The 23,506-nt window shown below is 56.3% G+C and carries 22 protein-coding genes; 7 read left to right on the top strand and 15 right to left on the bottom strand.

The annotated features are described in order from the left end of the window. Positions 1-143 precede the first annotated feature (143 nt). Together O9H85_RS06010 and O9H85_RS06005 are read left to right on the top strand one after the other, a co-directional pair. On the top strand, positions 144-1,136 hold the full coding sequence (locus O9H85_RS06010) for an ABC transporter ATP-binding protein (protein ID WP_269880376.1): 993 nt from the start codon (positions 144-146) through the stop codon (positions 1,134-1,136). Next, positions 1,133-2,098 (top strand): ABC transporter ATP-binding protein, encoded by a 966-nt coding sequence (locus O9H85_RS06005; protein ID WP_269880375.1) that lies wholly within the window; start codon positions 1,133-1,135, stop codon positions 2,096-2,098. Before O9H85_RS06010 ends, O9H85_RS06005 begins: the two co-directional genes overlap by 4 nt. 157 nt (positions 2,099-2,255) lie before the next feature. Here O9H85_RS06005 and O9H85_RS06000 read toward each other — a convergent pair whose 3' ends face one another. Continuing rightward, positions 2,256-2,516, bottom strand: coding sequence for a YciI family protein (locus O9H85_RS06000; RefSeq protein ID WP_269880374.1), 261 nt, complete (start codon positions 2,514-2,516; stop codon positions 2,256-2,258). A gap of 222 nt (positions 2,517-2,738) precedes the next feature. Here O9H85_RS06000 and O9H85_RS05995 point away from each other — a divergent pair, with 222 nt between their 5' ends. Then, positions 2,739-3,161: a GNAT family N-acetyltransferase gene (locus O9H85_RS05995; protein WP_269880373.1), complete on the top strand. Its 423-nt coding sequence runs from the start codon at positions 2,739-2,741 to the stop codon at positions 3,159-3,161. A 65-nt stretch (positions 3,162-3,226) separates the two neighbouring features. Here O9H85_RS05995 and O9H85_RS05990 read toward each other — a convergent pair whose 3' ends face one another. The 5 genes from O9H85_RS05990 to O9H85_RS05970 are packed head-to-tail and all read right to left on the bottom strand — an operon-like array spanning position 3,227 to position 9,067. Next, the gene (locus O9H85_RS05990) at positions 3,227-4,960 is read right to left on the bottom strand and encodes a hypothetical protein (protein ID WP_269880372.1); all 1,734 of its coding nucleotides are present in this window, start codon (positions 4,958-4,960) and stop codon (positions 3,227-3,229) included. A gap of 34 nt (positions 4,961-4,994) precedes the next feature. Beyond that, positions 4,995-6,233: an efflux RND transporter periplasmic adaptor subunit gene (locus O9H85_RS05985; RefSeq protein ID WP_269880371.1), complete on the bottom strand. Its 1,239-nt coding sequence runs from the start codon at positions 6,231-6,233 to the stop codon at positions 4,995-4,997. Between the two features lie 38 nt (positions 6,234-6,271). After that, a complete protein-coding gene (locus O9H85_RS05980; RefSeq protein ID WP_269880370.1) occupies positions 6,272-7,933 on the bottom strand; it encodes a DHA2 family efflux MFS transporter permease subunit in 1,662 nt (553 codons plus the stop codon). A 40-nt stretch (positions 7,934-7,973) separates the two neighbouring features. Beyond that, positions 7,974-8,627, bottom strand: a complete 654-nt coding sequence (locus O9H85_RS05975) for an efflux RND transporter periplasmic adaptor subunit (protein WP_269880369.1) — start codon at positions 8,625-8,627, stop codon at positions 7,974-7,976. Beyond that, entirely contained in the window at positions 8,627-9,067 is a 441-nt protein-coding gene (locus tag O9H85_RS05970; protein WP_269880368.1) for a MarR family winged helix-turn-helix transcriptional regulator, read from the bottom strand. Before O9H85_RS05970 ends, O9H85_RS05975 begins: the two co-directional genes overlap by 1 nt. 223 nt (positions 9,068-9,290) lie before the next feature. Here O9H85_RS05970 and O9H85_RS05965 point away from each other — a divergent pair, with 223 nt between their 5' ends. Next, complete coding sequence (locus O9H85_RS05965) at positions 9,291-9,773, top strand: MarR family winged helix-turn-helix transcriptional regulator (RefSeq protein ID WP_269880367.1); 483 nt, start codon at positions 9,291-9,293, stop codon at positions 9,771-9,773. Positions 9,774-9,931: 158 nt separating this feature from the next. After that, positions 9,932-10,108 (top strand): hypothetical protein, encoded by a 177-nt coding sequence (locus O9H85_RS05960; RefSeq protein ID WP_269880366.1) that lies wholly within the window; start codon positions 9,932-9,934, stop codon positions 10,106-10,108. A gap of 73 nt (positions 10,109-10,181) precedes the next feature. Here O9H85_RS05960 and O9H85_RS05955 read toward each other — a convergent pair whose 3' ends face one another. Then, positions 10,182-11,366, bottom strand: a complete 1,185-nt coding sequence (locus O9H85_RS05955; RefSeq protein WP_269880365.1) for an MFS transporter — start codon at positions 11,364-11,366, stop codon at positions 10,182-10,184. 166 nt (positions 11,367-11,532) lie between these two features. On the opposite strand from O9H85_RS05955, the gene O9H85_RS05950 reads away from it, so the two are divergent. Continuing rightward, positions 11,533-11,658: a DUF6254 family protein gene (locus tag O9H85_RS05950; RefSeq protein ID WP_269880364.1), complete on the top strand. Its 126-nt coding sequence runs from the start codon at positions 11,533-11,535 to the stop codon at positions 11,656-11,658. Positions 11,659-11,813: 155 nt separating this feature from the next. On the opposite strand, the gene pflA is transcribed toward O9H85_RS05950, so the two are convergent. The 5 genes from pflA to O9H85_RS05925 all read right to left on the bottom strand — a co-directional run bounded on the left by pflA (position 11,814) and on the right by O9H85_RS05925 (position 18,722). Next, positions 11,814-12,560 carry a pyruvate formate-lyase-activating protein gene (pflA, locus tag O9H85_RS05945; RefSeq protein WP_269880363.1) on the bottom strand — a complete coding sequence of 249 codons (747 nt, stop codon included), beginning with the start codon at positions 12,558-12,560 and terminating at the stop codon, positions 11,814-11,816. A gap of 18 nt (positions 12,561-12,578) precedes the next feature. Then, the gene (gene pflB, locus O9H85_RS05940) at positions 12,579-14,837 is read right to left on the bottom strand and encodes a formate C-acetyltransferase (protein ID WP_269880362.1); all 2,259 of its coding nucleotides are present in this window, start codon (positions 14,835-14,837) and stop codon (positions 12,579-12,581) included. A 31-nt stretch (positions 14,838-14,868) separates the two neighbouring features. After that, a complete protein-coding gene (gene adhE / locus O9H85_RS05935) occupies positions 14,869-17,481 on the bottom strand; it encodes a bifunctional acetaldehyde-CoA/alcohol dehydrogenase (RefSeq protein WP_269880361.1) in 2,613 nt (870 codons plus the stop codon). Positions 17,482-17,756: 275 nt separating this feature from the next. Then, positions 17,757-18,287, bottom strand: a complete 531-nt coding sequence (locus O9H85_RS05930; protein WP_269880360.1) for a hemerythrin domain-containing protein — start codon at positions 18,285-18,287, stop codon at positions 17,757-17,759. A 153-nt stretch (positions 18,288-18,440) separates the two neighbouring features. Next, the gene (locus O9H85_RS05925; protein WP_269880359.1) at positions 18,441-18,722 is read right to left on the bottom strand and encodes an alpha/beta-type small acid-soluble spore protein; all 282 of its coding nucleotides are present in this window, start codon (positions 18,720-18,722) and stop codon (positions 18,441-18,443) included. Between the two features lie 133 nt (positions 18,723-18,855). Here O9H85_RS05925 and O9H85_RS05920 point away from each other — a divergent pair, with 133 nt between their 5' ends. Then, positions 18,856-19,821 (top strand): SPL family radical SAM protein, encoded by a 966-nt coding sequence (locus O9H85_RS05920; protein ID WP_269880358.1) that lies wholly within the window; start codon positions 18,856-18,858, stop codon positions 19,819-19,821. Between the two features lie 66 nt (positions 19,822-19,887). Here the strand turns inward: O9H85_RS05920 and O9H85_RS05915 are convergent, their stop codons facing one another. From O9H85_RS05915 to rhaI, 3 genes are read right to left on the bottom strand one after another with little or no spacing between them, the layout of a single operon-like run. Continuing rightward, entirely contained in the window at positions 19,888-20,661 is a 774-nt protein-coding gene (locus O9H85_RS05915) for a DeoR/GlpR family DNA-binding transcription regulator (RefSeq protein ID WP_269880356.1), read from the bottom strand. Positions 20,662-20,709: 48 nt separating this feature from the next. Further along, positions 20,710-22,215, bottom strand: a complete 1,506-nt coding sequence (locus O9H85_RS05910; RefSeq protein ID WP_269880536.1) for a rhamnulokinase — start codon at positions 22,213-22,215, stop codon at positions 20,710-20,712. Next, the gene (rhaI, locus tag O9H85_RS05905; RefSeq protein ID WP_269880355.1) at positions 22,209-23,429 is read right to left on the bottom strand and encodes an L-rhamnose isomerase; all 1,221 of its coding nucleotides are present in this window, start codon (positions 23,427-23,429) and stop codon (positions 22,209-22,211) included. The genes O9H85_RS05910 and rhaI overlap by 7 nt, the downstream gene beginning before the upstream one ends. Between the last annotated feature and the right edge of the window lie 77 nt (positions 23,430-23,506).

Raw genomic sequence — 23,506 nt, 5'->3', positions numbered from 1 at the left:
AATTCAACAAGAAAATTTGTCATTGACTAAACAAAAGGTTTCTGCGAAATTTAATAATAAACAAGTTTAGAAAACGCTTTCTTAAGTTCGGGGATTATGTTGCGCATGCTTACGACATTGAAAAGGAGAAATGAGGGGGATCGATGTCTAATTTACTGGAGATTCGTCAGCTTAAAAATCACTTTATTAGCGAGGGACGCGTCATTCCCGCCGTCAACGGCGTTAACCTGGCGCTGCAAAAGGGGGAAACCTTAGGCATTGTCGGCGAGTCCGGTTGCGGAAAAAGCGTAACGTCATTATCCATTTTGGGACTGCTTCCAAAAAGCGCAAACCGGGTAACGGAAGGCGAAATCCTTTATAAGGGACGCAACTTGTTAAATGTCCCGGAAGAAGAAATGCGGCATATCCGGGGGAACGAAATCGCAATGATTTTTCAGGAACCAATGACGTCCTTAAACCCTGTTTATCCGATTGGCAAACAACTGAGCGAGATGGTGATGCTGCATCGGGGATATTCCAAGACGCAAGCCCGCGAGCATGCGATTCAAATGCTTAAAAAGGTTCACATTCCGAGAGCGGAAACCATTATTAACGAATATCCTCATCAGTTGTCGGGCGGTATGCGCCAGCGTATCATGATTGCGATGGCTATGTCTTGCGACCCGGAGCTGCTGATCGCCGATGAGCCGACAACAGCTCTTGACGTGACCATCCAAGCGCAGATATTGGACTTGATGCGGGAACTGCGGAATAAGCAGGGAACCTCCATCTTGCTGATCACGCATGATCTTGGAGTTGTCGCGGAAATGTGTCAACGTGTTGTCGTCATGTATGCCGGACAAGTCGTCGAACAAGCCGATGTGCTCTCCCTCTTCGAGACCCCTTCACATCCCTATACCCGAGGACTATTGGAATCGATGCCGAAACTGGGAGAAAACAACAAGTGGCTGAAATCCATTCCCGGAAACGTTCCGCTTCCGGGAAGCGTGAAGCAAGGATGCCAATTCGCGTCGCGTTGTCCGTATGTCGAATCCAAGTGCCTGCAGGAAGCCCCTCCTTTATTTCAATTGGAGAGCGGTCAGCTAAGCCGCTGCTGGATACATGAAAATACCGCAAAGGAGGTAGCTGTCGGTTGAATACACTATTAGAAATAAAGGGCCTAAAAAAATATTTCCCCATCCGTTCCGGGGTCTTCGGCAAGACGCAAAATTATGTAAAAGCCGTAGACGATGTATCCTTTGATGTGATGGAAGGAGAAACGCTGGGCATCGTCGGTGAATCCGGCTGCGGCAAATCTACTACCGGCCGCTCCATCATTCGCTTGATCGAACCGTCTGAGGGCACCATTCTTTTTCAGGGAGAGGATCTGTCTTCCCTGAAAGGTGACGTGCTGCGAAAAAAACGGAGGGACATGCAGATTATTTTCCAAGACCCTTATGCCTCCTTGAACCCGCGTATGACGATTGGATCCATCTTGGAGGAGCCTCTTATTATTCACGGACATGTCTCCCGAGCGGAACGCAAGAAGCGTGTCCTGGAAATATTGGAAATCGTAGGGCTGACGCCGCATCATTACAATCGTTACCCGCACGAATTTTCCGGCGGCCAGCGCCAGCGGATCGGAATTGCCCGCGCATTGATTACGAGACCAAGGCTGATCGTAGCGGACGAACCGGTATCTGCCTTAGATGTTTCCATACAATCTCAGATTTTAAATCTCATGAAGGAATTGCAAGAGCAGTTTAAACTTACATATATCTTCATCTCTCACGATTTGTCGGTAGTACGCCATATCAGCGACAGGGTTGGCGTTATGTATCTGGGGCGACTTGTAGAGCTGGCGGACAAGGATGAGTTATACAACAACCCTCTGCATCCCTATACGCAAGCCTTATTATCGGCGGTTCCGCAGCCGAATCCCCGCGCCCGGCAGGTGCGGATCATTTTATCGGGAGACGTGCCGAGTCCGGCAAACCCGCCTACCGGGTGTGCATTTCACACACGTTGTTCCGCTTCCATGGACATTTGCAAAACAGCTCGTCCTCAAATGAAGACGACACAGGCTGGACATGCTGTAGCATGCCATTTGTATACCTGATCCGTCCCCTATCGCGCAATATCAAAAGGAAAACCGTCCGGAATCACAACACCGGACGGTCCTTTTGTGTGCAAACCCATACGTTTGTGCGTTTGGTCTGCTTTAACCTCATGGCCTGTCGTACTCGGAACAATTCCATATCCGAAACCGGACGTTTCTAACGTACCATGTCCCACTCGTGGATTTCGTAGCTCCTGGCTCCATGGATCACATAAGGGTCGTTCTCGGCCCAAGCCGCCACTTCTTCCTGGGATTCCGCTTGGTAGATAACCATGCCGCCCCATCCGTCTGTGAACCTCCCGTTGGCAAAGATGCGTCCTTGCCCGCGCTGCTGCTGCAAGTAGGCCAGATGCTCGGGACGGAATACACGGCTCTTCTCCTCATCCAGCATCGGTAACCATACGACGAAATATTTCATATGCTATCGCCTCTCTCATTCAACAGTTTTTTCCGCTCCAGTTCATTATATAAAAATAATGCTTCCGTGTCCTCTCCGAATAACGGATTGACGTGGTATGATAGGTAAAATAAGTTTCTCAACTCAAGGAACCTGCTTGGCAATTCCCATTTCCCCATGTTCTTTGAGGTCGTTGTCGGTCCGGAAATTTCCGTCGTTTAATATATGAGAGGGAGAAAATACATGAAAATTACGGCCATTCCCCCCGAGCTTACATGGGACATCCGTCACCGCGTCATGTGGCCTCATAAAAGCATCGACTACGTCAAGCTCCCGGAAGACGATAGCGGGCTTCATTACGGACTATGGGACGAGGAGCTTCTTCTCTCAATCGTTTCGCTCTTCCCCGAAGGGGACGATGCCCAGTTCCGAAAGTTCGCCACGCTCCATGAAGCGCAGGGCCAAGGCTATGGCAGCAAGCTCCTGGAGCACCTGTTCACTGAGGCGGTGAAGCAGGGAGTTCGGCGTATCTGGTGCAATGCCAGAGCAAGCAAAGCGGGCTTTTACCGGAAATTCGGCATGACCGAAACGGAAGTCCGCTTCGAGAAGGACGGCGAACGCTACGTCATGATGGAGAAGTGGCTCCAGCCGCCTCAAACCGAATAAGGCTATCCCGCGGGCAAGCTCGTGCTTCCCCCGGGATAGCCTTTTCCATGTGCAAAACGAATGGTTTAATTCTGGATCAACGATCCGACGAGCTGACGGGCCTGACCTGCAGGAGTATCGATCGTTTCGTAAATGTTCAGGGTAATCGGATATTCATACTGATCGGTCGGCGTATCGGTGAAATAGACGGTATGCTCGCCGTTCGTCACTCCGCCGTCTCCATTGACGGAGAGCGTTTGGGATGCGATTTTGCGGCCGTCCTTCGTATAAAGCTCCAGCAGCAGCTTCGATGCGCTGCTGTCGGTTATCACTTGATCCGCGCTCTTCACATCGAGATCCCATTTCAGCTTATATTTGTAATTATATTGGGATCCGCCCGCATTCGTGACCATGTACGTCAGCGACCAAGAATGCAGGTCAATCTGGAAAGGATAGAACAAGAACTGGCTCGAACCTGCCTCCGCCTTCTGCGCGTTCAGCTTCACCTGCGCGACGGTCGACTTGTAAGGCGCTGCCGTCTTGTCGTCGCTCAGCTTGAAGGTATAGCCCTCGCCCTTATCTCCCAGCGGGAGCACGAACGAATAATTCACCACATACGACGTGCCCGGCACGATGACCTGCGCTGCCGCGGCTTGACGGCTTCCTGCATAGGTGAAGCCCGTGCCGCTTACGAGATCGGCCGCCACCTGCGGAACCGGCACCGGCTTATCGCCCTTGTTCGTCAGCTTCAGCTTGACGATCCCGGTCTGATAGCCCATCCCCTTGTTCTCGTACAAGCGGAAATCGGCGACGGCGACGGCCAAGTCGGGACTCACGATCTTGTTCACCGGATCGAAGGTCAGCGGCGCATTCCATATGTAAGTGGAATCAGCCGCCTGCTCCTCCTTCGCATTCGCGCCCGGCGTTTGCAAGGCCAGTCGGCCGATGGCGTAATTGACGGCGCCGCCGCCCTGCGCCTTGAAGGATTCCGTCGTCGAAACAGTAAAGCCGGTGAGTTCCGTGTCCGGATCAGTCTGGAACGAATAGTAGATGTATTTGTCTTCATTCGGGTCTACCGTTATGGACGATTGATCCGCACGGGCACCCTTGAAAAGCTGCGAGCCGGCTTTGCCGTCGATATTGAAAGCAGGCACCGTCTCGCTCTGGCTTCCCGGATTATGGACGAGCAGCTTCAGCAGCCGGACGGCATTTTGCCCCTTGTAATCCTTCGTCAGATCTACGGCCTTATAAACGAGCGGAGATTCCAGCGAAGGAATGGTGAAGCTGTCGCCCCAAGCTTTCGTGAACTCCGGAGCCGTTACCGTGGCGCTGTCGCCTTTCCAAACCAGGCTGCTGACAGGCAGATCCAGCTTCACCGTCTCGACTTTGGGATAAACATCCTTATTCACGTCAACCCATACAAGATCGGCAACGCTCAAGCTGTCGGCTTTATCGATTTGCACCATATAGCTGAGCTCAACCGACGACATCCCTTGTACCGAGACAGCATTGTCGGCGCTGGGCTTCAGCGTGTAGCTCGAACCGGAGGCGGTGGTCACCCGCAGCTCGTAATCGGGTACGCGTGCGGTGCTCTCCCATACGTTATAAAGCTTAACCACGACGCCGATGCGCGTGCCGCTGAGCGTATGCTCGCTCAGCACACTCTTCACCTTAACCTGCAACGCCCCTTCCAGCACCACAGGGTACCGGATGTCGACAGCCGAAGCCGGCGCGCTGTCCGCGAGCGCCGCGGGCAGCCCGGCCGTCAACGCGAGAGAGCTGATAAGTACGGCGGATACCGCTTTTTTCCAGAGATTCATATCGGGTCCTCCATTATATATTGAATTGAACGCATTACTTGCTGACGGATGCTTTATCCTTATCCTTCAGCTCCTGCTGGCCGGAAACGACGACCTGCTCGCCTTCCTTGACACCGCTTAGCGCCTCACGGTTCGTTCCGCTGACGCGGCCGAGCGTCACCTTGCGCTTCTCTACGGCATCCCCTACAAGGACAAACACATAGTTATCGTTGCCTTCCTTGACGATGCTGGAGATCGGAACAGAGATCCCCTCCTGCTTGCCGTCGCCTCCAAGCTGCAGCTTCACGCGCATCCCCGGCTTCAGCTTCAGATCGGCGTTCGGAGCGCTCAGCTCCAGCACATATGTTTTGCTGCCCGAGCTCATAACGTCAGCGAGATAAGAAATCGTACCGGTGCCCTTATCTCCGGTTTCCTGTACGGCGAACGGAATATCCTTCTTGCCGCGCACGAGCTTGGCGGTCGTCTCCGTCACGTCGGCGTGAATCTTGATCGGATTCAGCTGCTGGATGACGCCGGCCACATACCCCGGCGCAATCGTAATGCCTTGATCGGGGTTGAAATCCGTCAGCACGCCGCTGATCGGCGCTTTCACTTCAAAGTCGCTTAGCGACTTCTCGATGTCCTGCGCGGACAAATCCGTCGACTCGATCTGAATGCGCAGCGATGCGAGCGGATCTGTCGATTCCAGATTGGCCAGCTGCTTCTGCGCCGTATCGAGGTCCAGACGCGCCGTCTTCAGCTGCGTCTCGGCCTTGTCAAGCTGGGCTTTGGCAGCCAGACCGGTATCGTAATCATTGCGCACGTTGTTGTATGCCTTCTCCAAATCCGCGATTTGCAGCTGCAGCTTCTCGATCGTATTTTTCAGCACGCCTTTGTTTGTGACAATATCCTGTGCGGTCTTATCGAGCTGGGACTGCAAATTGTCTTTGGACAGGCGGTTTTTGTCCCGGTTGCGCTGGGCATCGGTCGAATCGAGGCGCAGCAGCACGTCGCCCTGCGCGACCGTATCGCCCCGTTTCTTCAGCAGCTCCGCGACATCTCCCCCCGTCTTGGCGATGACGTTCACTTGAGAGGAAGGAATCAGGTCCGCATCCTGCTCCAGCTTGTCGTCGAACTTGACCTTGACGGCCGAGGCGACCTGTACGGGCTTCGCGCCGCCTTGGCTCGCGGAGGTGGAGGAGCATCCTGCCGCCGAGGCTGCCGTCAGCAGCACGGCCAGCCCGGTCAGCGCCGCCCTTTTCCAGCCACTGAGGCTTGTATTGAAACGCATCATCGTATACCGCTCCTTTTTCGCAATTATGAAACCTTGGATTATTCGCCCATCACGTGCACCTGCCCGCCCGGTTCACCGGAGCGCTTGTTGCTCTTGATGAACAAGGATACGACGGCGGCCAGCAGCGACACTCCGGCGGTGACATAGAATACGTCATCCAGTGCAATGATCGTAGCATGAATTTGCACCTGCCCTGACAGGAATGCGAGGGCGCTGGCCTTGGCTTGGGCCGTCGATTGGCCCATACCGGCGAATTGAGCCTGAATCCGGTTCATATTCTCCACGACGGTCGTATTGAACATACTCATCTGGTCCGCCAGCCCCGCGGCATGAAAATCTTTGCGCGTAGAGAACAACAGCGACAGCCAAGCGATGCCGAAGGCGCCGCTGACCTGGCGGATCGTGTTGGAGAGCGCCGTCCCCTGCCCCATCTTGACCATCGGCACCGTACTCATGCCCGCCGTCTGCAGCGGCATCATCATAAGCCCCATGCCTACCGCTCGAAGAGTGAGCCAGAAAATGATCGTGGAGAACGACGTATCCATCGTCAGCTTCGAGGTAAGGTACAAACCGTATGACGTAATGAGCAGGCCGATTATCGCCAATGCGCGGGCTCCGAACTTGTCGTAGAGAGCCCCCGCGATCGGCATCATGATCCCCGAAGCGATCGCCTGGGGCAGCAGAATCAAGCCGGTCTGCACAGCCGATAGGCCGGCGATATTTTGCAGAAAGATCGGAATCAGGAACAGCATCCCCATCATAATGACGGTCGTTAAGCTGGAGATCACGAGCGTCAATGTGAACATCCCGTTCTTCAGCAGACTGAGGTCAAGCAAGGGCTCGGAAATGCTAAGCTCCAAGATGACGAACGCAATCAACGCTGCCGAAGCGATGCCGATAAACGTCAGCACTTCGGTGTCGCTCCAGCCCTTCTCCGCAACCATTCCCACCCCGTACAGCAGGCAGGCTAATCCCCCGCTCGACAGTATAAAGCCCCAAATATCGAAGCTTCGCTGCACCGGCGATTTAAATTCCTTCAAAGCCGCCGAAGCGATAAAAAAGTCCACGATGCCGATCGGAACGTTCAGCGTGAAAATCAGCCGCCAATCGAGATACTCGACGATATAACCGCTCAGCGTCGGTCCCGTCGCCGGAGCGAACATGATCGCGATCCCGAACAGGCCCATCGCCATCCCGCGCTTCTCGGCAGGGAACAGACGGAAAATCATGGCCATACTGATCGGCATCATCGCGCCTCCGCCCAGCGCCTGGATAATGCGGAACATGATCATGCTATCGTTGCTCCACGCCATCCCGCAAAGGCCGGAGCCGACCGTAAAGATAACAAGCGCGATAATATAAATGCGTTTATACCCGAAGCGGTCGCCCAGAAATCCCGTCGCGGGCACGAGCGCGCCGCTGACGAGCGAATAGGCGGTTACGATCCACTCGATCTGCGATTGGTTGACACCGAAGACGTTCATCATCTTGGGAATCGCGACGTTAACGATACTCGTATCGAGAATCGCCATGAACACGCCGAGGATCAGCGCCAGCATCGCTAGGCCCGTCTTCTGTTTCGCCTCCGGCACCGGCCCGCCGGGGCCGCCTAAAGCCGCTGCAGGGGCGCCGGGGCCGGCCGATGCGGCAGCCGTCTCGTTGTCCGCCGATGCGGACGGTCCTTGCTCTTCCTTCTTCATTGCCGGTCGTCCCCCTTCCCTATCCATTCAGGGCGCTCCATCATTTCTCGATCTTGACGGTGGCGTTGTAGCCGGGAATCAGCCGCTTGCCTTGATAATCGTCCAGTACGATTTTGACCTGAACCTTCTGAATGACCTTCGTATAATTGCCGCTTGCATTCGTGATGGAGACTAGAGAAAAGGATGAATTCGTGCCGAGCCCGATTTTATCCACATGGCCCGTAAAGGTTGCGTCCTTGAATGCGTCGATCTTCACGGTCGCCTTGCTCCCGACATGAATCGATGCAATATCCGTCTCCGCGAGGTTGGTGACGATGTACAGCTGGCTGAGGTCCGTACTCATGGCGAGCGCAGCACCCGGGGCTACGGTTTGGTCCTGGACCGCATTGGTTTGAATGATCGTGCCCTTATCGGCGGCAAGAATCTCGACGGTCGATGCCGGAGTCGTCCCCCGGGCCGGCGCGGTCTCCACGATACCCAGCACGTCTCCCTTGTCGAACGAATCTCCTTCCTTGTACCGCCATTCGATCAGCTTGCCTGCGCTGAGTGATCCGATGGCCCGCAGATCGCCCTGCACCTTCGCGTCTTCCGTGCTTATGTATTTGCTTACCTCGTTGTAATAGTACGCTCCGGCGCTTCCGCCCCCTACTAGCACAAGCAGGAGAACGGCAATCAGTATGATTTTCTTCTTCATCAGGTGGTGCTCCTTTCTTCCTGAGAACCCTTGGTAAAACCATTCGTCATTTTCTCGAACAGCTCGAACAGCCGGTCGGTTTCCTCATCGGTCAGCCGGCTGAGCATGCCGAGCAGCAGTTCGTCCCGCTCCGCCTTGAATTTCAGCATCTTCCGCTTCCCGTCTTCGGTCAGCTGCAGCCAGACGAGCCGCCGGTCCGATTCGTCCCGGGTGCGTTCAATCAATCCGAGATTGGCCAGACGGGACACCGCGATGGTCGTGGCGCTGGGCGATAAGCTCAGCTGCTCCGCGAGCTCGCCGACGGTGGCCCTGCTCCGGTCCAATAAGGTTTTCAACAAAAACAATTGCTGTTTGGACAGCTCCATATCCGAAGGCCACCGGCGCGCAGCAAGGAGCATCCGTTGAATGAAACGATCCATTGCCGCTAGCCTACGCTCCATGTCCGCCAATTCCCATCCCCTCTCTTAACCAGAGACACTTTGATCTTAAAAACATTTGGCACTAAAATATTTCAGTACTAAATTATCATGCGGAATAGGAAAAAATCAACAACAATTTTTCCAGTAATTGTGACAAATGTATGAACCCCATTCGCCTTGGCCCGGGCTTTCATGGTACAATAGATATTACATAGAAAGTCATGTTCGGAGGGTGCCAAAACTTATGTCCAATCGATCGGATCTCATAGAGCTGGAGGAATCGTTCCGCCAAGTGTTCCGCCGGGCCAAGGCCTGCTGGAGCGCCTTTGAAACGGAAGGCTTGAGCGCCTCTCAGGCGCTGATCCTGAACAAGCTGGAGGAGGAAGGTCCGCTTAAGGTATCGCAGCTGGCGGAAGCGCTTTATATCACGGCAGGCGCCGTCACTTCCTTCTCGGATAAATTGATACAGGGCGGCTTTGCGAAGAGGAACCGTTCCGACGAGGACCGGCGCGTCGTTTACATGGAGATTACCGACAAAGGTCGTGCGGTAGTCGATAGCATCTGTGCTCACCGCAGGGCGGTCACGCAGAAATTTTTCGGAAAAATTCCGGAGGAGGATGTGCAGCATCTGATTCGCATCTTCGGAAACATTGTGAAGAATACGGAGCTTTCGGAGAATGAATGCAAGATGGACCGATCCGAGCTTAAGAATGAGAAGCAAGGATAACCAAGAGATCGGCCTATTCAGGCTCCCCGGTTTCCAGAACAGGAAATCGGGGAGTTTTTTTGTATTTTTTTTCGTCCTATTGATCATGACCCCGCCTGAAGACTCATAGAATACTAGCGTCAACCGATGCCGCATCTCTGATTAAAGGGGGAATCGTCTTGGCCCAGGTCGTGGAATTTTTCATGTGGCTTCTTCTGTTCGGCTCCATCACGGTCAGCTTCTGCTCGCTGCTGCTGCAATTTATTGTGAACGATACGACGGATTACGACATGGAATTTTTATGGAATTATCGGTTTACGCTGGAAGAGCTGCATTTGGACGAACGAGGCGATTAGGCAAGCGAACAAGCAAACAGGAGGGGCTGCCCCTCCTGTTGTTTATTTCCGGATATTCATCGCTCTCAAGTTCTCATGCCGCCGTAGTGCGGGGCTGCGGCCGGTCACGCAGTCTTGCGGCGGCGGCGATGAGCAAGTACATAAACCCGGCCAGCCCTACCAATACCCACAGCGCTTCCCGGGCCGAGAACCAATCCATGCACCAGCCTGTCAGCAGCGGAAGCGCGGCGCCGCCGATGCCTCCGGAAGCGATCATGATGCTGGCCGTCCTCTCCTCCGCGCCCCGGAAGAAGGAGGTGACGTAAACGAGGGAGATCGCGAACATGCCGGAGAATACGAGGCCGAGCAGTGCAATCAGCACAAATCCAACGCCTGCATTCGGGGAAAGGGCCAGCCCCGCCAGCATCAGCGTGCCGAATCCGGCGCTGCCGAGCAAATAGCGGACGTATCCCGCCTTCTCCGACAGAGCCGCCGCGAACAGCCGGCCGACCGACATGGCTCCCCAGAAGCAGGTCACGGAGAGGGCTCCGACCTCCGGCTTCACCTGCCAGTTCTCCAGCATCATGGAAGGAAGGAAATTCGCGACGCTCATTTCCGTACCGACATAGACCAGGAAGATCGAGATGAAGAGCATCCAGCGCAGCAGCGAGCCCTTCAGCACGGACGTCGCACCCACGCCGGCAGCTTCCGAAGGGCGATCCGTCAGTCCCTTGAGGACGCCGTTCGGAAGCAGCAGCCACAGCGCCAGCATGCCCCAAGCGAAGAGGGATAAGATCAGGAAGGCGCCCCGCCACAAGCCCCACGAAATGCAAAGCGAGGACAGCAGCGGCATCGCCAAGGCGCCCACGCCGAAGAAAACTTCAAGGCGCGACATGACGGCCGTTTTTTTCCCGGTCTCCACGGATTGAAGCACCATCGCGCCGATCAACGTCTCGATCATGCCGAAGCCGAAGCCCGCCGCAGGGGCCGTTACGAGCACGACCGGCCAGGCGGGCAGCGTAAAGAACGTCAGCTCCGTCGTGCCGAGACACGCCAGACAGAGCAGGAGCGCCCCTTTTTTCCCCAGACGCTTGGACCACCAGGGACCTGATAGTACCCCAACAAGAAATCCGAGAAACTGCAGCGAAATCAAATGACCGCCCGCACTGTAGTCCAGCCCGTAATGCACCAGCAGCTCCGGCAGCAGCGAGCCCATAATGACATGAGCCAAACCGATTAATAAGTAGGATAAGCAGCCAGCCCAAATAAAAGCTTTCACTCTTCCAGATCCTCCGATCCTGCCGCCGTATCTCTCCGCGGCTTTGTCTCTCTCACTTTAGTAGATTTCCTCACGTCAAGCAAGCCCGCACCTAGCATAAAATTCGGCTTTCTCCGAGAAGCTAAGACGGCTACACCTAATGAAAACGGTAAAGGAGAGAATCCGAGTGAGTCAATCGAAGCGGCGTCAGGAAAACGAATGGAAAATCCGCAAGCAGACCCAGCAGCCCCACGGCAAAATCAAATCGCTAGGAGAGTTGTCCGACGAAGCCGATGCCCGGCAAGAGAAGTAGCGGTTCGGAGCCTCACTCCATCGAGTGAGCAGGAACCCGAGACAAGGATAGACCAGCCGCGGATAAACGGTTCAAGCCGCGGCGGCACGTCTTAAATGCAAGAGCCGGCTTCGTACGGAAGGCTCCGTCCAAGCCGGCTCTTTGTTTCCGGAAGCCTAAGGCTGCGGCCTGTCGACCGAACCCTTCCTTCCCCGTTCGATAAAGTCTTGCGCCCGTCGGACTTCGGATTCTCCCGGCTGAGGAACCCCCTCGAGCGGATAGGCCAGACCGAGCTGCTGCCATTTGTACACGCCCATCCGGTGGTAAGGGATGACCTCGATCTCCTCCACGCTGTTCAGCGTCCCGATGAACGCGCCAAGCGCCATGAGGTCCCCCGCACTATCGTTGATGCCCGGTAAGAGTACGTGCCGGATCCACATGCGCTGCCTCCGGTCCGACAGCCGCCGGGCAAACCGCAGAATCCGGTCATTGGGCTGTCCCGTCAGCTCGATGTGCTTCTCCCTCCGAATATGCTTCAGATCGAGAAGCACGAGGTCCGTCGCCTCCAGCAGCTCCTCGGCATGGTCCGGATCGCAGAAGCCGGATGTATCCAGCGCCGTCGTCAGTCCAAAACGCCGCTTGCATTCGCGGAACAGCTGCGCGACGAACGAAGCCTGCAGCGTCGGCTCCCCGCCCGTGACGGTAATGCCTCCGCCGGAGGAGCGGTAGTAAGGCAGGTACAGCTCCAGCTCCTCCAGAATCTCCTCCACATCCGCAGACCGGCCCTTCTCCGGATCCCATGTATCCGGATTGTGGCAGAACTGGCACGCCAGCGCGCATCCTTGAAGGAATAATACGAAACGAATGCCCGGGCCGTCCACGGTACCGAAGGTGTCTATCGAATGAATGCGTGCGGTTGTCATAAATGCCGGCTCCCTTGCTCAGATCGTTCCGTGGAATGTTCGGTTCAGCACATCGAGCTGCTGCTCCCGGGTCAGTTTAATGAAATTGACGGCATAGCCGGAGACGCGAATCGTGAGCTGCGGATATTGCTCCGGATGCTCCATAGCGTCCAGCAGTTGTTCCCGATTGAACACATTCACATTGAGATGGTGACCCCCGCTCTGCGCATAGCCATCCAGCAGCGCCACGAGATTGCGCGTCCGGTCCGCTTCGTCCCGGCCAAGCGCCTTGGGCACGATCGAGAATGTATTGGAGATGCCGTCCAGGCTGTGCTCATACGGGAGCTTGGCTACCGAAGCGAGGGAAGCCAGCGCTCCCTTGCGGTCGCGGCCGTGCATCGGGTTCGCTCCCGGGGCAAACGGCTCGCCGCCCTGGCGTCCGTCCGGCGTGCTGCCGGTTTTCTTGCCGTAAACGACGTTCGACGTGATCGTAAGCACGGACATCGTCGGCAGCGCGCCGCGGTAAGCCCGATGCTTGCGCAGCTTGTTCATGAACGTCTCCGCCAGCTGTACGGCAATGCGGTCGACCCGGTCGTCGTTGTTGCCGTACTGCGGATACTCGCCGCGGATCTCGAAGTCGACGGCGATCCCCCGCTCATTGCGGATCGGCCGGACCTCGGCGTAGCGAATGGCGCTCAGGCTATCGGCTACGACCGACAAGCCGGCGATGCCGCAAGCCATCGTCCGCAGGATTTCACGGTCGTGCAGGGCCATCTCCAGACGCTCGTAGCAATATTTGTCATGCATGTAGTGGATGACGTTGAGCGTATTCATGTACAGCCGCGCGAGCCATTCCAGCACCGTGTCGTATTTCTTCATCACTTCATCGTAATCGAGCACATCGGAGCGGATCGGCCCCAGGGCAGGGCCAACCTGAATGCCGAGCTTTTCGTCCAGCCCGCCGTTGATCGCATACAGCAGCGCCTTGGCGAGATTCGCCCGTGCCCCGAAGAATTGCATCTGCTTGCCGATCCGCATGGCGGATACGCAGCAGGCGATGCCGTAGTCGTCGCCGAAATGCGGCCGCATGAGATCGTCGCTCTCATACTGGATGGAGGACGTTTCGATCGATACCTTGGCGCAGTAGTTCTTGAAATGCTCCGGCAGACGCTCCGACCAGAGCACCGTTAAATTCGGTTCCGGCGCGGGGCCGAGGTTATAGAGCGTGTGCAGAAACCGGAAGGAGCTCTTGGTGACGCGAGTCTCCCCGCTCAGCGCCATTCCGCCTATCGATTCCGTCACCCACGTCGGATCGCCGCTGAACAGCTCGTTATAGTCCGGCGTCCTAAGGAATTTGACGAGCCGCAGCTTCATGACGAAATGATCGATCAGCTCCTGGGCTTCCTCTTCGGCAAGCGTACCGTTCTGCAGATCGCGCTCGATGTAGATGTCCAGGAAGCTGGAAACCCGCCCGAGGCTCATGGCCGCCCCGTTCTGCTCCTTGATCGCGCCTAGATAGGCGAAGTAAACCCACTGCACGGCTTCCCTCGCGTCCGCCGCCGGCCTCGAGATATCGAAGCCGTAGCTTCGGGCCATCCGTTTCAGCTCTTCCAGGCTGCGGATCTGCTCGGACAGTTCCTCTCTAGCCCTGATGATCTCTTCGATCATGGCGTCGACCTCGAGCTGTCGCAGATCGCTCTTCTTCTCTTCGATGAGCGCGTCCACCCCGTACAAAGCGACGCGGCGGTAATCGCCTATAATGCGGCCGCGGCCATACGCGTCAGGCAAACCGGTGATGATGCCGGCCTTCCGGGCCGTTCGCATCTCGGTCGTGTAAGCGTCGAATACGCCTTGGTTGTGCGTCTTACGTAGGTCGGTGAACAGAGTCTCCAGCTCGCTTGGGAGCTTGTAGCCGTAAGCCTCGCAAGCGTCGGCGACCATCCGGATGCCGCCGAATGGCTGGATGGACCGCTTCAGCGGAGCATCCGTCTGCAGTCCGACGATCCGCTCCAGCTCCCGGTCAATGTAGCCCGGGGCGTGCGAGGTGATCGTCGATACGGTCTTCGTGTCCACATCCAGTACGCCGCCGTTCTCCCGCTCCTGCCGCAGAAGTTCGCTGACCTGCTGCCATAATTCGATCGTAGCCGCCGTCGGCCCCGCGAGAAAATCCCCGTTGCCGAAGTAAGGCGTCAGATTGCGGTCCAAGAAATCCTTCACGTCGATCCTTTCCTGCCATTTGCCCGGGCGGAACCCCCGCCAAGGGTTCCCCGCACGTACATTCTCTTCTTTCATCAGCATGGTAATGCGCCTCCTCCATAAGGTAAACGATTCAAGCTTGGAACCTGCCGTAGAACGCCCGGCGGTACACATCTGCGAGCTCCGTGACAAGCGGCATCCTCGGATTCGCGGTGGTGCATTGATCCTCGAACGCCCGATTCGCCAGCTCGTCGACCTTGGCCTCGAATACGTCCGGATCAAACCCGAGATCCTGGAACTTCTCGGGAATGCCGAGCGCCTTGTTCAGCTTCCGAATCGCCTCGATAAGGCTGTTTACGCCTTCCTCCGTCGTGCGGGCCGGCAGACCGAGGACTCGGGCGATCTCGGCATAGCGCTCATCGGCGACGAAATGCCCGTATTTCGGGAAGGAAGCGAATTTCGTGGGCTTCTGCGCATTGTACCGGATGACATGCGGCATCAGGATGGCATTCGTGCGGCCGTGTGCGGTGTGGAATTCGCCGCCCCATTTGTGCGCCAGGCTATGATTGATGCCAAGGAATGCATTGGCGAAGGCCATGCCGGCAATGGTTGAAGCGTTGTGCATTTTCTCGCGGGCTACCGGATCCCCTGTTGTGTACGATTTTTCCAAATATTGGAATACCAACTGAATCGCCTTGATGGCCAGACCGTCCGTATAATCGCTCGCCATCACCGACACATACGCTTCGATCGCATGGGTCAGCACATCCATCCCCGTATCCGCGACGGCCGTCTTGGGCAGGCTGTACACATACTCGGGATCGACGATGGCCACGTCCGGCGTCAGCTCGTAATCGGCCAAAGGATATTTTGTATTCCCTTTGTTCTTATCCGTAATGACGGCGAACGACGTCACCTCCGAGCCCGTCCCCGACGTCGTCGGAATAGCCACGAACTTCGCCTTGCGGCCCAGTCTCGGATATTTGTACACGCGCTTGCGGATATCCATGAATTTCTGCTTCAGCGAATCGAAGCTCGTATCCGGATATTCGTAGAACAGCCACATCGCCTTCGCCGCGTCCATCGGGGAGCCGCCGCCGAGAGCGATGATGCAATCGGGCTGGAACCGTGCCATCAGCTCGGTTCCCCGGTCCACCGTATCGACCGACGGATCCGGCTCCACATCGCTGAATACCTCGATGTGAACGGGCTGCTTCCGCTTGCGCAAATAATATTCGACCCGCTCGACATAGCCGAGCTTCACCATCATCGGGTCGGTTACGATCATAACGCGCGAGATGTCCGGCATTTTCTCCAAATATTGAGTGGAGCCTTTCTCAAAATAAACCTTGGGCGGCAGCTTGAACCACTGCATGTTGACCGTCCGTTCCGCGACCCGCTTCACGTTCAATAGATTGACCGCCGTTACATTGGCCGTAGTCGAGTTGTGCCCGTATGAGCCGCAGCCGAGCGTCAGGGACGGGAGGTTCGTGTTATAAATATCGCCGATGGCTCCGTGTGTGGACGGCGAATTGACGATGACGCGTCCGGTTTGAAGTCGGGCGGCGAAAGCACGGATGACTTCGTCATTCTTGGAGTGAATGACGGAGGAGTGGCCCATCCCGCCGTAGGCGACCACCTCGGCGGCACGCTGGATACCCGCCTCGGCGTTTCTCACTTTGTAGCAGGCGAGCACGGGGCTCAGCTTCTCCGCCGACAGCGGGTACGCTTCGCCTACGCCCTGAAGCTCGGCCACCAGCACCTTCGTATCCACCGGAACGGCGATTCCGGCCATCGACGCGATCCGGACGGCCGATTGGCCGACGATTACGGCGTTGACGGCGCATTTTTCCGGGTTGATCACCAGCTTGGATACCGCTTCGGTTTCTTCCTTATTGAGAAAGTAGCAGCCGTAACCGCTCATCAGCTTCTTTACTTTATCGTAGATCGGTTCCTCGATAATGACGGCCTGCTCGGAAGCGCAGATCATGCCGTTGTCGAATGTTTTGGACAAGATCAAATCCGTAGCCGCCTGCTCCAGATCCGCAGTCTTCTCGATGAAGCAGGGTACGTTGCCTGGCCCGACGCCAAGCGCGGGCTTGCCGGTGCTGTAAGCCGACTTGACCATGGAGGACCCGCCGGTGGCGAGAACCAGGGCGACATCGGGATGATTCATCAGCAGCTGCGTAGCCTCCACCGAGGGGTGCTCCACCCATTGGATGCAGTATTCGGGAGCGCCGGTGGAAACCGCCGCCGCACGAAGCGTCGCGGCCGCTGCAGTGCTGGAGAGCTGGGCGGACGGATGGAATGCGAAGATGATCGGATTGCGCGTCTTGGCGGCAATCAGCGCTTTGAACATCGTCGTGGACGTCGGATTCGTAACCGGAGTTACACCGGCAATGATGCCGATCGGCTCAGCAACCAGATGGTAGTGCTCATAGGGATTCGTCTCGATAATGCCGACCGTTTTGTTGTTCTTGATGCTGTGGTAAATGTATTCCGTTGCGAAGATGTTCTTGGTGATCTTGTCTTCATACACGCCGCGTCCGGTCTCCTCTACCGCCAGCTTCGCCAGCTCCATATGCCGATCAAGACCTGCCAGCGCCATTTGCTGAACAATCACGTCAACCTGCTCCTGGTTCTTCTCCAGCCATTCCTTCTGAGCTTGCCTCGCCTGCGCAACCAACCGGCCTACTTCCTCCTGAGCCGATACCCTCGTCTCTACCTTCGATTCCTTTACAGCCATGGTCTTCTCCTCCTCCGTCTAACCGTTCCCAATTTATTACATCCTCTATCGTATATGTTCAGAAGACTCCCCACTATGATAAACATCACAGAAAACTATTCCTGCCGGCCGAAAGGATTCGTTCCCTTCACCGTCAACCGGCCGCTTCCCATCAGGTTCTTCATTGGGAATTACGCGGCAATCCGCGCAAATCCAGTTCGTACCCAGCTCCCCTTCTCTGTTCTGCTTACCGCAGGTATCGCAGGTGACCATGGCCGTATCATCTCCTTTGTCTCTTATGAGAATAAACTGTCCAGATCGGTTAAAATTTGCTCGGTCATCGGATACACGACCTCTTCCTCCAGATTCAAATGCTCCGTGAGAATGAGGCAGGCTTGCACAAGATGCGATACCGTTTCCTTGACCGGGATCGGCTGCCCCGCCAAATACCCGTTTACGGACTCCATAAACGATTGGACGAACAGCTCCGCCAGCTGGTGATCCTTCTCCATGACCCAGATGGAAGGCAGGATGGACGGCGCATACATCCGGTGAAAATACCGGGACAGCATCGGAAACAGCTCGCGTTCCTCCCAGTCCGCATGCTGCTGAAGCTTCTTCATCATCGCCGTAACGTCGGAGCGAAGCTCCTGAAGGCGGGCACGGGCGGCAGGGATCGTGCTGGCGGAAGCGACGCCGTTTCCTTTGTTTCGAATGTTGTAGAGAAGGGCTCTTAACTCGTCATGCTCGGCTTTGAGCCGATCCATCGCCTCGACGAACAGGGTAGGGCGGGCGCTTTGCATCATCGGTGACTGCTCTATTGTCATAAGGACTCAGCCTCCTTTAACTTCGGATGACCTTATTGTAATCCTGTATATGCTGGAACGCTGTGAAAATAATCACAAGACGACGCAAAAAAAAGCCTCGCCGTCCGGGTACGATCCCGGGCCGTCGAGGCCGGCACTCACCCGTCTTGACGCTCATTGCTTCTTAAGCAGCTCTTCCTGCGCCATTCGGATCATTTCCCGCACCATCGTACCGCCAATTTGTCCGCCAACCTTGCCTGCCTGCTCCGTCGTCAAACGTCCGTTGTTGCCTTCCTGCAGCGGAACGCCCAGCGTCTTCGCGACCTCGTACTTCACGGCATCGGGACGCGCAGGGTCCGCCGCATAGCCCTCGCGCCGCATCACCTCCGCTTTGAAACGGTCCAGACCGGGACCGGCATTCGGTACGACGGGTCTTCGGTTTCTTCTTCTGGCCATCGAACTTCCCTCCTTTTTACCTTAAACTTGACAATTTATCAAATCTTTATGTATGGCTGCAGCATTGTGGTTTCAGATAAGCTCGGGTATAATAAAACAGGAACATACATTCGTATAACGAAGAGGTGACCGAATGCCATCACGAATGACGTATGCTCCTATGGAGGTAAAGTCGGTACTTAACCCGGTCAAAGCGCCTTCCATGCCCTTCGAATGGTCCATTAATCCTTACCGCGGCTGCCAGCACGGGTGCAGCTTCTGTTATGCCCGCTCAACGCATGCTTTCCTCGGCATGGATACGGACGATACGTTTCAGCACCATATTTTATATAAAGAAAACGCCCGCGAGCGGTTGTCCGCGCAGCTGGCACGGATGAAGAAAAACCAGCGCACGAAGTCGATCCGCCAGATTGCAATCGGCACCGCTACCGATCCATATCAGCCGCTGGAGGCCAAGGCCCGGTTGACGCGGGAATGCCTCGAGGTGCTTGCCGAATATGAAGTATCGGTCAGCATTACGACTCGGTCCCCGCTTATCTTGCGGGATGCCGATCTTCTAAGAACGATGAAGGGAAGCTCCGTGAACATCTCGCTGAATACGCTGGACCGGACCGTATGGCGGCAATTCGAGCCCGCTACCCCATCGCCGGCAAAGCGATTGGAAGCGATCCGGAAGCTGTCGGATGCCGGCATTCCCGTTACGGTGTTTATGGCACCTATTCTCCCACGGCTTACCGATTCCGAAGGGCAAATAGAGTCCGTCGTCAAGGCCGCAGCCCAAGGGGGCGCCGAGCGGATCATGGGGTCGGTGCTGAGGCTGAATTCGAGCGCGGTGAAATCGTGGTTTTTCCAGACACTATCGAACCACTACCCGCATTTGACGTCATCTTATGCCGGGATGTATTCCTCCGGCGCCTATGCTCCCGGCGCATACCGCACCAGCATCCGAGAGCGGCTGCACCGTCTGGTCGAAGCTTACGGCTTGCCGTCCTACGATCCTTACCGTCAGCGGGAAATGGATGAATCTTTAAGCGGGGCGGCGCATCCCCTCGCACAAGAGCAGGAACAGCCGGTACAGCTGACCTTCTCTTTCGACTAGCAGCAGGAACGAAAAAACCTCCAAAACCGCTTCCATGAGCGATGTTGGAGGTTTGTTGTCAACTTGTTATTTCCGTGCCTGCAGCCAGCGGATGCCTTTTTCGCTCAGCTTATCGAGCTCGGCCGACGATGCCCCGTCGTCGGTAATGACGGTAAGCGTCGGTCGCCAGTCCGATACGTGAGCAAAGGCTTGCTGCCCAAACTTGCTGTAGTCGGCAAGCACAAACACTTGATCGGCGATATCGATCATCTTGGTCTTGATCAAGGCCTGCATTTCATTCGATTCGCTAAGGCCCCGCTCCGAATGCAGCCCCTTGCAGGAAATAAAGGCTTTATCCACGTGATAGCTTCGCAAGGAGCGCTCGGCGAGCGGCCCTACGTAAGACAAGGAACGGGAGGACAGCAATCCGCCGGTCGAGATGACCTGCACCTTCTCCTTCTGGCTCAGCTCCATGGCTACCTTGATCGAGTTGGTCAGTACCGTCAGCGGCCAGTCGGGCAAAATCTGCGCCATGTACCAGGCCGTGGAGCTTGCGTCCAGAATAATGCGGTCATTCTCCCGGATTTGCCGGATCGCCTCTTCCGCTATAATCCGCTTCTGCTCCGTATTCATCGTCTCGCGTTCGGGATACGGTATTTCCTGCACCTGCTCCGTCTCCGTGCGGATGCTTACCGCGCCGCCGTGGCTGCGGAGCAACTTGCCTTCGTTCTCGAGCTTATCCAAATCACGGCGGATCGTTTCCTCCGTCACTTGAAAAATTTCGCTGAGCTCCGTAACCCGGATGCTTCCCCGCTCATTGACCAACCCAACTATTTTGTGCCACCGCTCTGCTACCAGCATGGATGCCCGCCTCGTTTCCTTTCATGCTCCTGACAATGCAAGAATGATTTATTCGCCGATGATTCCGCGAAACCGTTCATAAGCCTCGGCCCATCCGTCGACGTTCTCCGGTGAATAGGTTCGTACCGGGAACGAGCTGCGGATGACCTGACGGGCTTCATGCAGCGTATTCCATACGCCCAATGCCATATATTGTACAACAATATTGCCGATCGCACTACCTTCTACCGGTCCGGCCCATACGGGCCGCTGCAGCGCGTTTGCCGTGAATCGGCAGAGCAGGCTGTTCTGAATGCCTCCCCCGACCATATGAAGCCCATCGAACCTCTTGCCGGTCAAACGTTCGGTTCGCTCCAGCACGAACCGGTATTTCAGAGCAAGGCTTTCGAGCACGCACCGTATAATTTCTCCTTCCGAAGCCGGAACCGGCTGACCCGTACGCGCGCAATATGCCTGAATCGCTTCGGGCATATGGCCCGGATTCAGGAAGGCATCGTCATCCGGATCGATGAACGAGACGAACGGTGCCGCCGACTCCGCGGCCTGAACCAGCTGAGGGAAGGATAAGCGGCTTCCCGCCTTCTCCCACGCTCTGCGGCTTTCCTGCACCAGCCACAGCCCCATAATATTTTTGAGCAGGCGGGTGGTGCCTTGAACCCCCCCTTCATTGGTGAAGTTCCAAGTCAGCGCCTGTTCCGTCAAGACGGGAGCAGGCAGCTCCGTTCCGAGCAGCGACCAAGTGCCGCAGCTGAGGTAAGCGAAATCCTTGCCTTCGGCAGGCACGGCGACGACTGCGGAAGCGGTATCGTGTTCGCCTACCGTCACGACCGGGATGGGGGGCACGCCCAGCTCCGCGCATACTTCGGGCGACAGTGTCCCCGCCCGAATCCCGGATGCTTGCGGCGGGAGCAGCAGCGAAGGGGACAACCCTAAATCCGAAAGCAGTCCCGCATCCCAGGTTCGGGTCACCGGATTTAACAGCTGCGTAGTCGAGGCATTCGTATACTCGCTGTGCATTTCGCCCGTAAGAAAATAACGCAGCAGATCCGGAATCATCAGCAGCTTATCGGCCCGGTCCATCAGCCCGGGCTGCTGCGCTTGCAGCGCGGCAAGCTGATAGATCGTGTTAAACTGAAGAAATTGAAGACCCGAGGCCGCGAAGATTCGCTCGCGGCCCAGCCTGGCGCATACTTCCTCCATGACGCCGTCCGTATGATGGTCGCGGTAATGATACGGATTGCCGAGCAGCTGCCCGTCCGTACCGATTAATCCGAAATCGACCGCCCACGAGTCAATGGCGATGCTCCCGAGCCGATCTCCTTCCAGCTGCACGGCCTTCAGGATCGCTTGCTTAATCTCGTGCAGCAAGCGGAGAATATCCCAGTGAAGGTGCTTGCCGACCCGCACCGGGTCATTCGGGAACCTGTGAATCTCCTCCATGCTGAGCCGAAGATCATCCGGGCCCCCTCCCTGCGTCAACCGGCCGATCACCGCCCGGCCGCTGCCCGCGCCCAGGTCGATCGCCAGCACCGATTGCGCCGTCCGGCTCACCAGCTGGCACCGCCCTTGCCGCGGGCGAGAATGTCCTGCCCATAGCTGTCCTCCAGATAAGCCTGCATCGGATCCGCCGGCACGCCCATTTCTTCCCGGACCGCCTGCAGCAACGGAGTGACGTCGAACTCAAACGCCTTGCGAACCGCATTCTCCGCGACCAGCACATCCTGCGCCTCCTGCGCTTCCCGCACCTCGTCCAGATTGATCAGCAGCGCCTTGGCATACTGCGTCTGCACGTTGAGGACCGAGCGGATCATGGCCGGGATCTTCGCTTCGATGTTGTGGCTTTGGTCAATCATGTACGCAATGTTGTTCGCCGTACGGCTCACTCCCGGATCAACGTCCGCAGCCGCATCGAGGATCTGATAAAAAATCAGGAACAGCTCGTAAGGGTTGACCGAGCCGACAATCAGGTCGTCATCCCCATATTTCCGGCTGTTGAAATGGAAGCCTCCCAGCTTCTTCTCCCCGATCAAATAAGCGACGATATGCTCGATATTCGTGCCCTGCGCATGATGTCCCGTATCGACAAGCACTTCCGCCTGCGGTCCCAGCTTGTTCGCCATGTTGAAGGCCATGCCCCAGTCCGCCAAGTCGGTATGATAGAAGGCCGGCTCATAAAACTTGTATTCGATGAGCATGCGCATGTCCGGCGTCATTGCGGCGTACATTTCCTTCAAGCTTTCGTACATCCATTGGACTCTCTTACGGATGTCAGCCTGACCCGGATAGTTCGTGCCGTCCGCAAACCACAGGCTCAGGATGTCGGAGCCTACCGTTTTGGCGATATCTACGCATTCGAGCAGATGCCCGGTCGCTTTGCGGCGGATCGCTTCCTTAGAATTCGTCACGCTGCCCAGCATGTAATCGTCATCCTGGAACAAGTTAGGATTTACCGCACCTATCTTGATGCCCAGATTCGCGACATGCTCCTTCAAGTGCGCATAATCGTCCACCTTATCCCACGGAATATGAACGGCGACGGAAGGACAAATGCCCGTAAATTTATGGACCTGTGCCGCATCCTCCATTTTCTCGTACGTATTGCGGGGCACGCCGACTTTCTGGAACGTTTTGAAGCGGGTCCCTTGATCGGCATAGCCCCAAGAAGGCGTTTCCACTTTTAACGCTTTCAACCGTTCCTTCACTTGGTCCAGATCGATTCCCCGGTTACGCTGCTGTTCTTCGAACAACACATACGCTTTATCGCTCACGGTTAGTCACCCTTTACTATTTAAAATGTAGCCGAGGAACCGGCCCGCAGCCGCGGGCCCCCTCGGAGGATTGCATA

The organism is Paenibacillus gyeongsangnamensis (assembly GCF_027533625.1).
Classification (GTDB): Bacteria; Bacillota; Bacilli; order Paenibacillales; family NBRC-103111; genus Paenibacillus_G; species Paenibacillus_G gyeongsangnamensis.
This window is presented reverse-complemented; position numbering and strand designations above follow the sequence as displayed.

Excerpts from the sequence above, each read along its gene's own strand:
- O9H85_RS05920 (WP_269880358.1), top strand. The coding sequence starts at position 18,856 with ATGCCATCACGAATGACGTATGCTCCTATGGAGGTAAAGTCGGTACTT.
- O9H85_RS05915 (WP_269880356.1), bottom strand. The coding sequence starts at position 20,661 with ATGCTGGTAGCAGAGCGGTGGCACAAAATAGTTGGGTTGGTCAATGAG.
- O9H85_RS05925 (WP_269880359.1), bottom strand. The coding sequence starts at position 18,722 with ATGGCCAGAAGAAGAAACCGAAGACCCGTCGTACCGAATGCCGGTCCC.
- O9H85_RS06010 (WP_269880376.1), top strand. The coding sequence starts at position 144 with ATGTCTAATTTACTGGAGATTCGTCAGCTTAAAAATCACTTTATTAGC.
- O9H85_RS05965 (WP_269880367.1), top strand. The coding sequence starts at position 9,291 with ATGTCCAATCGATCGGATCTCATAGAGCTGGAGGAATCGTTCCGCCAA.
- O9H85_RS05995 (WP_269880373.1), top strand. The coding sequence starts at position 2,739 with ATGAAAATTACGGCCATTCCCCCCGAGCTTACATGGGACATCCGTCAC.
- O9H85_RS05930 (WP_269880360.1), bottom strand. The coding sequence starts at position 18,287 with ATGACAATAGAGCAGTCACCGATGATGCAAAGCGCCCGCCCTACCCTG.
- pflA (WP_269880363.1), bottom strand. The coding sequence starts at position 12,560 with ATGACAACCGCACGCATTCATTCGATAGACACCTTCGGTACCGTGGAC.
- O9H85_RS05980 (WP_269880370.1), bottom strand. The coding sequence starts at position 7,933 with ATGAAGAAGGAAGAGCAAGGACCGTCCGCATCGGCGGACAACGAGACG.
- O9H85_RS05975 (WP_269880369.1), bottom strand. The coding sequence starts at position 8,627 with ATGAAGAAGAAAATCATACTGATTGCCGTTCTCCTGCTTGTGCTAGTA.
- O9H85_RS06000 (WP_269880374.1), bottom strand. The coding sequence starts at position 2,516 with ATGAAATATTTCGTCGTATGGTTACCGATGCTGGATGAGGAGAAGAGC.
- O9H85_RS05985 (WP_269880371.1), bottom strand. The coding sequence starts at position 6,233 with ATGATGCGTTTCAATACAAGCCTCAGTGGCTGGAAAAGGGCGGCGCTG.
- O9H85_RS05990 (WP_269880372.1), bottom strand. The coding sequence starts at position 4,960 with ATGAATCTCTGGAAAAAAGCGGTATCCGCCGTACTTATCAGCTCTCTC.
- adhE (WP_269880361.1), bottom strand. The coding sequence starts at position 17,481 with ATGGCTGTAAAGGAATCGAAGGTAGAGACGAGGGTATCGGCTCAGGAG.
- O9H85_RS05970 (WP_269880368.1), bottom strand. The coding sequence starts at position 9,067 with ATGGAGCGTAGGCTAGCGGCAATGGATCGTTTCATTCAACGGATGCTC.
- pflB (WP_269880362.1), bottom strand. The coding sequence starts at position 14,837 with ATGCTGATGAAAGAAGAGAATGTACGTGCGGGGAACCCTTGGCGGGGG.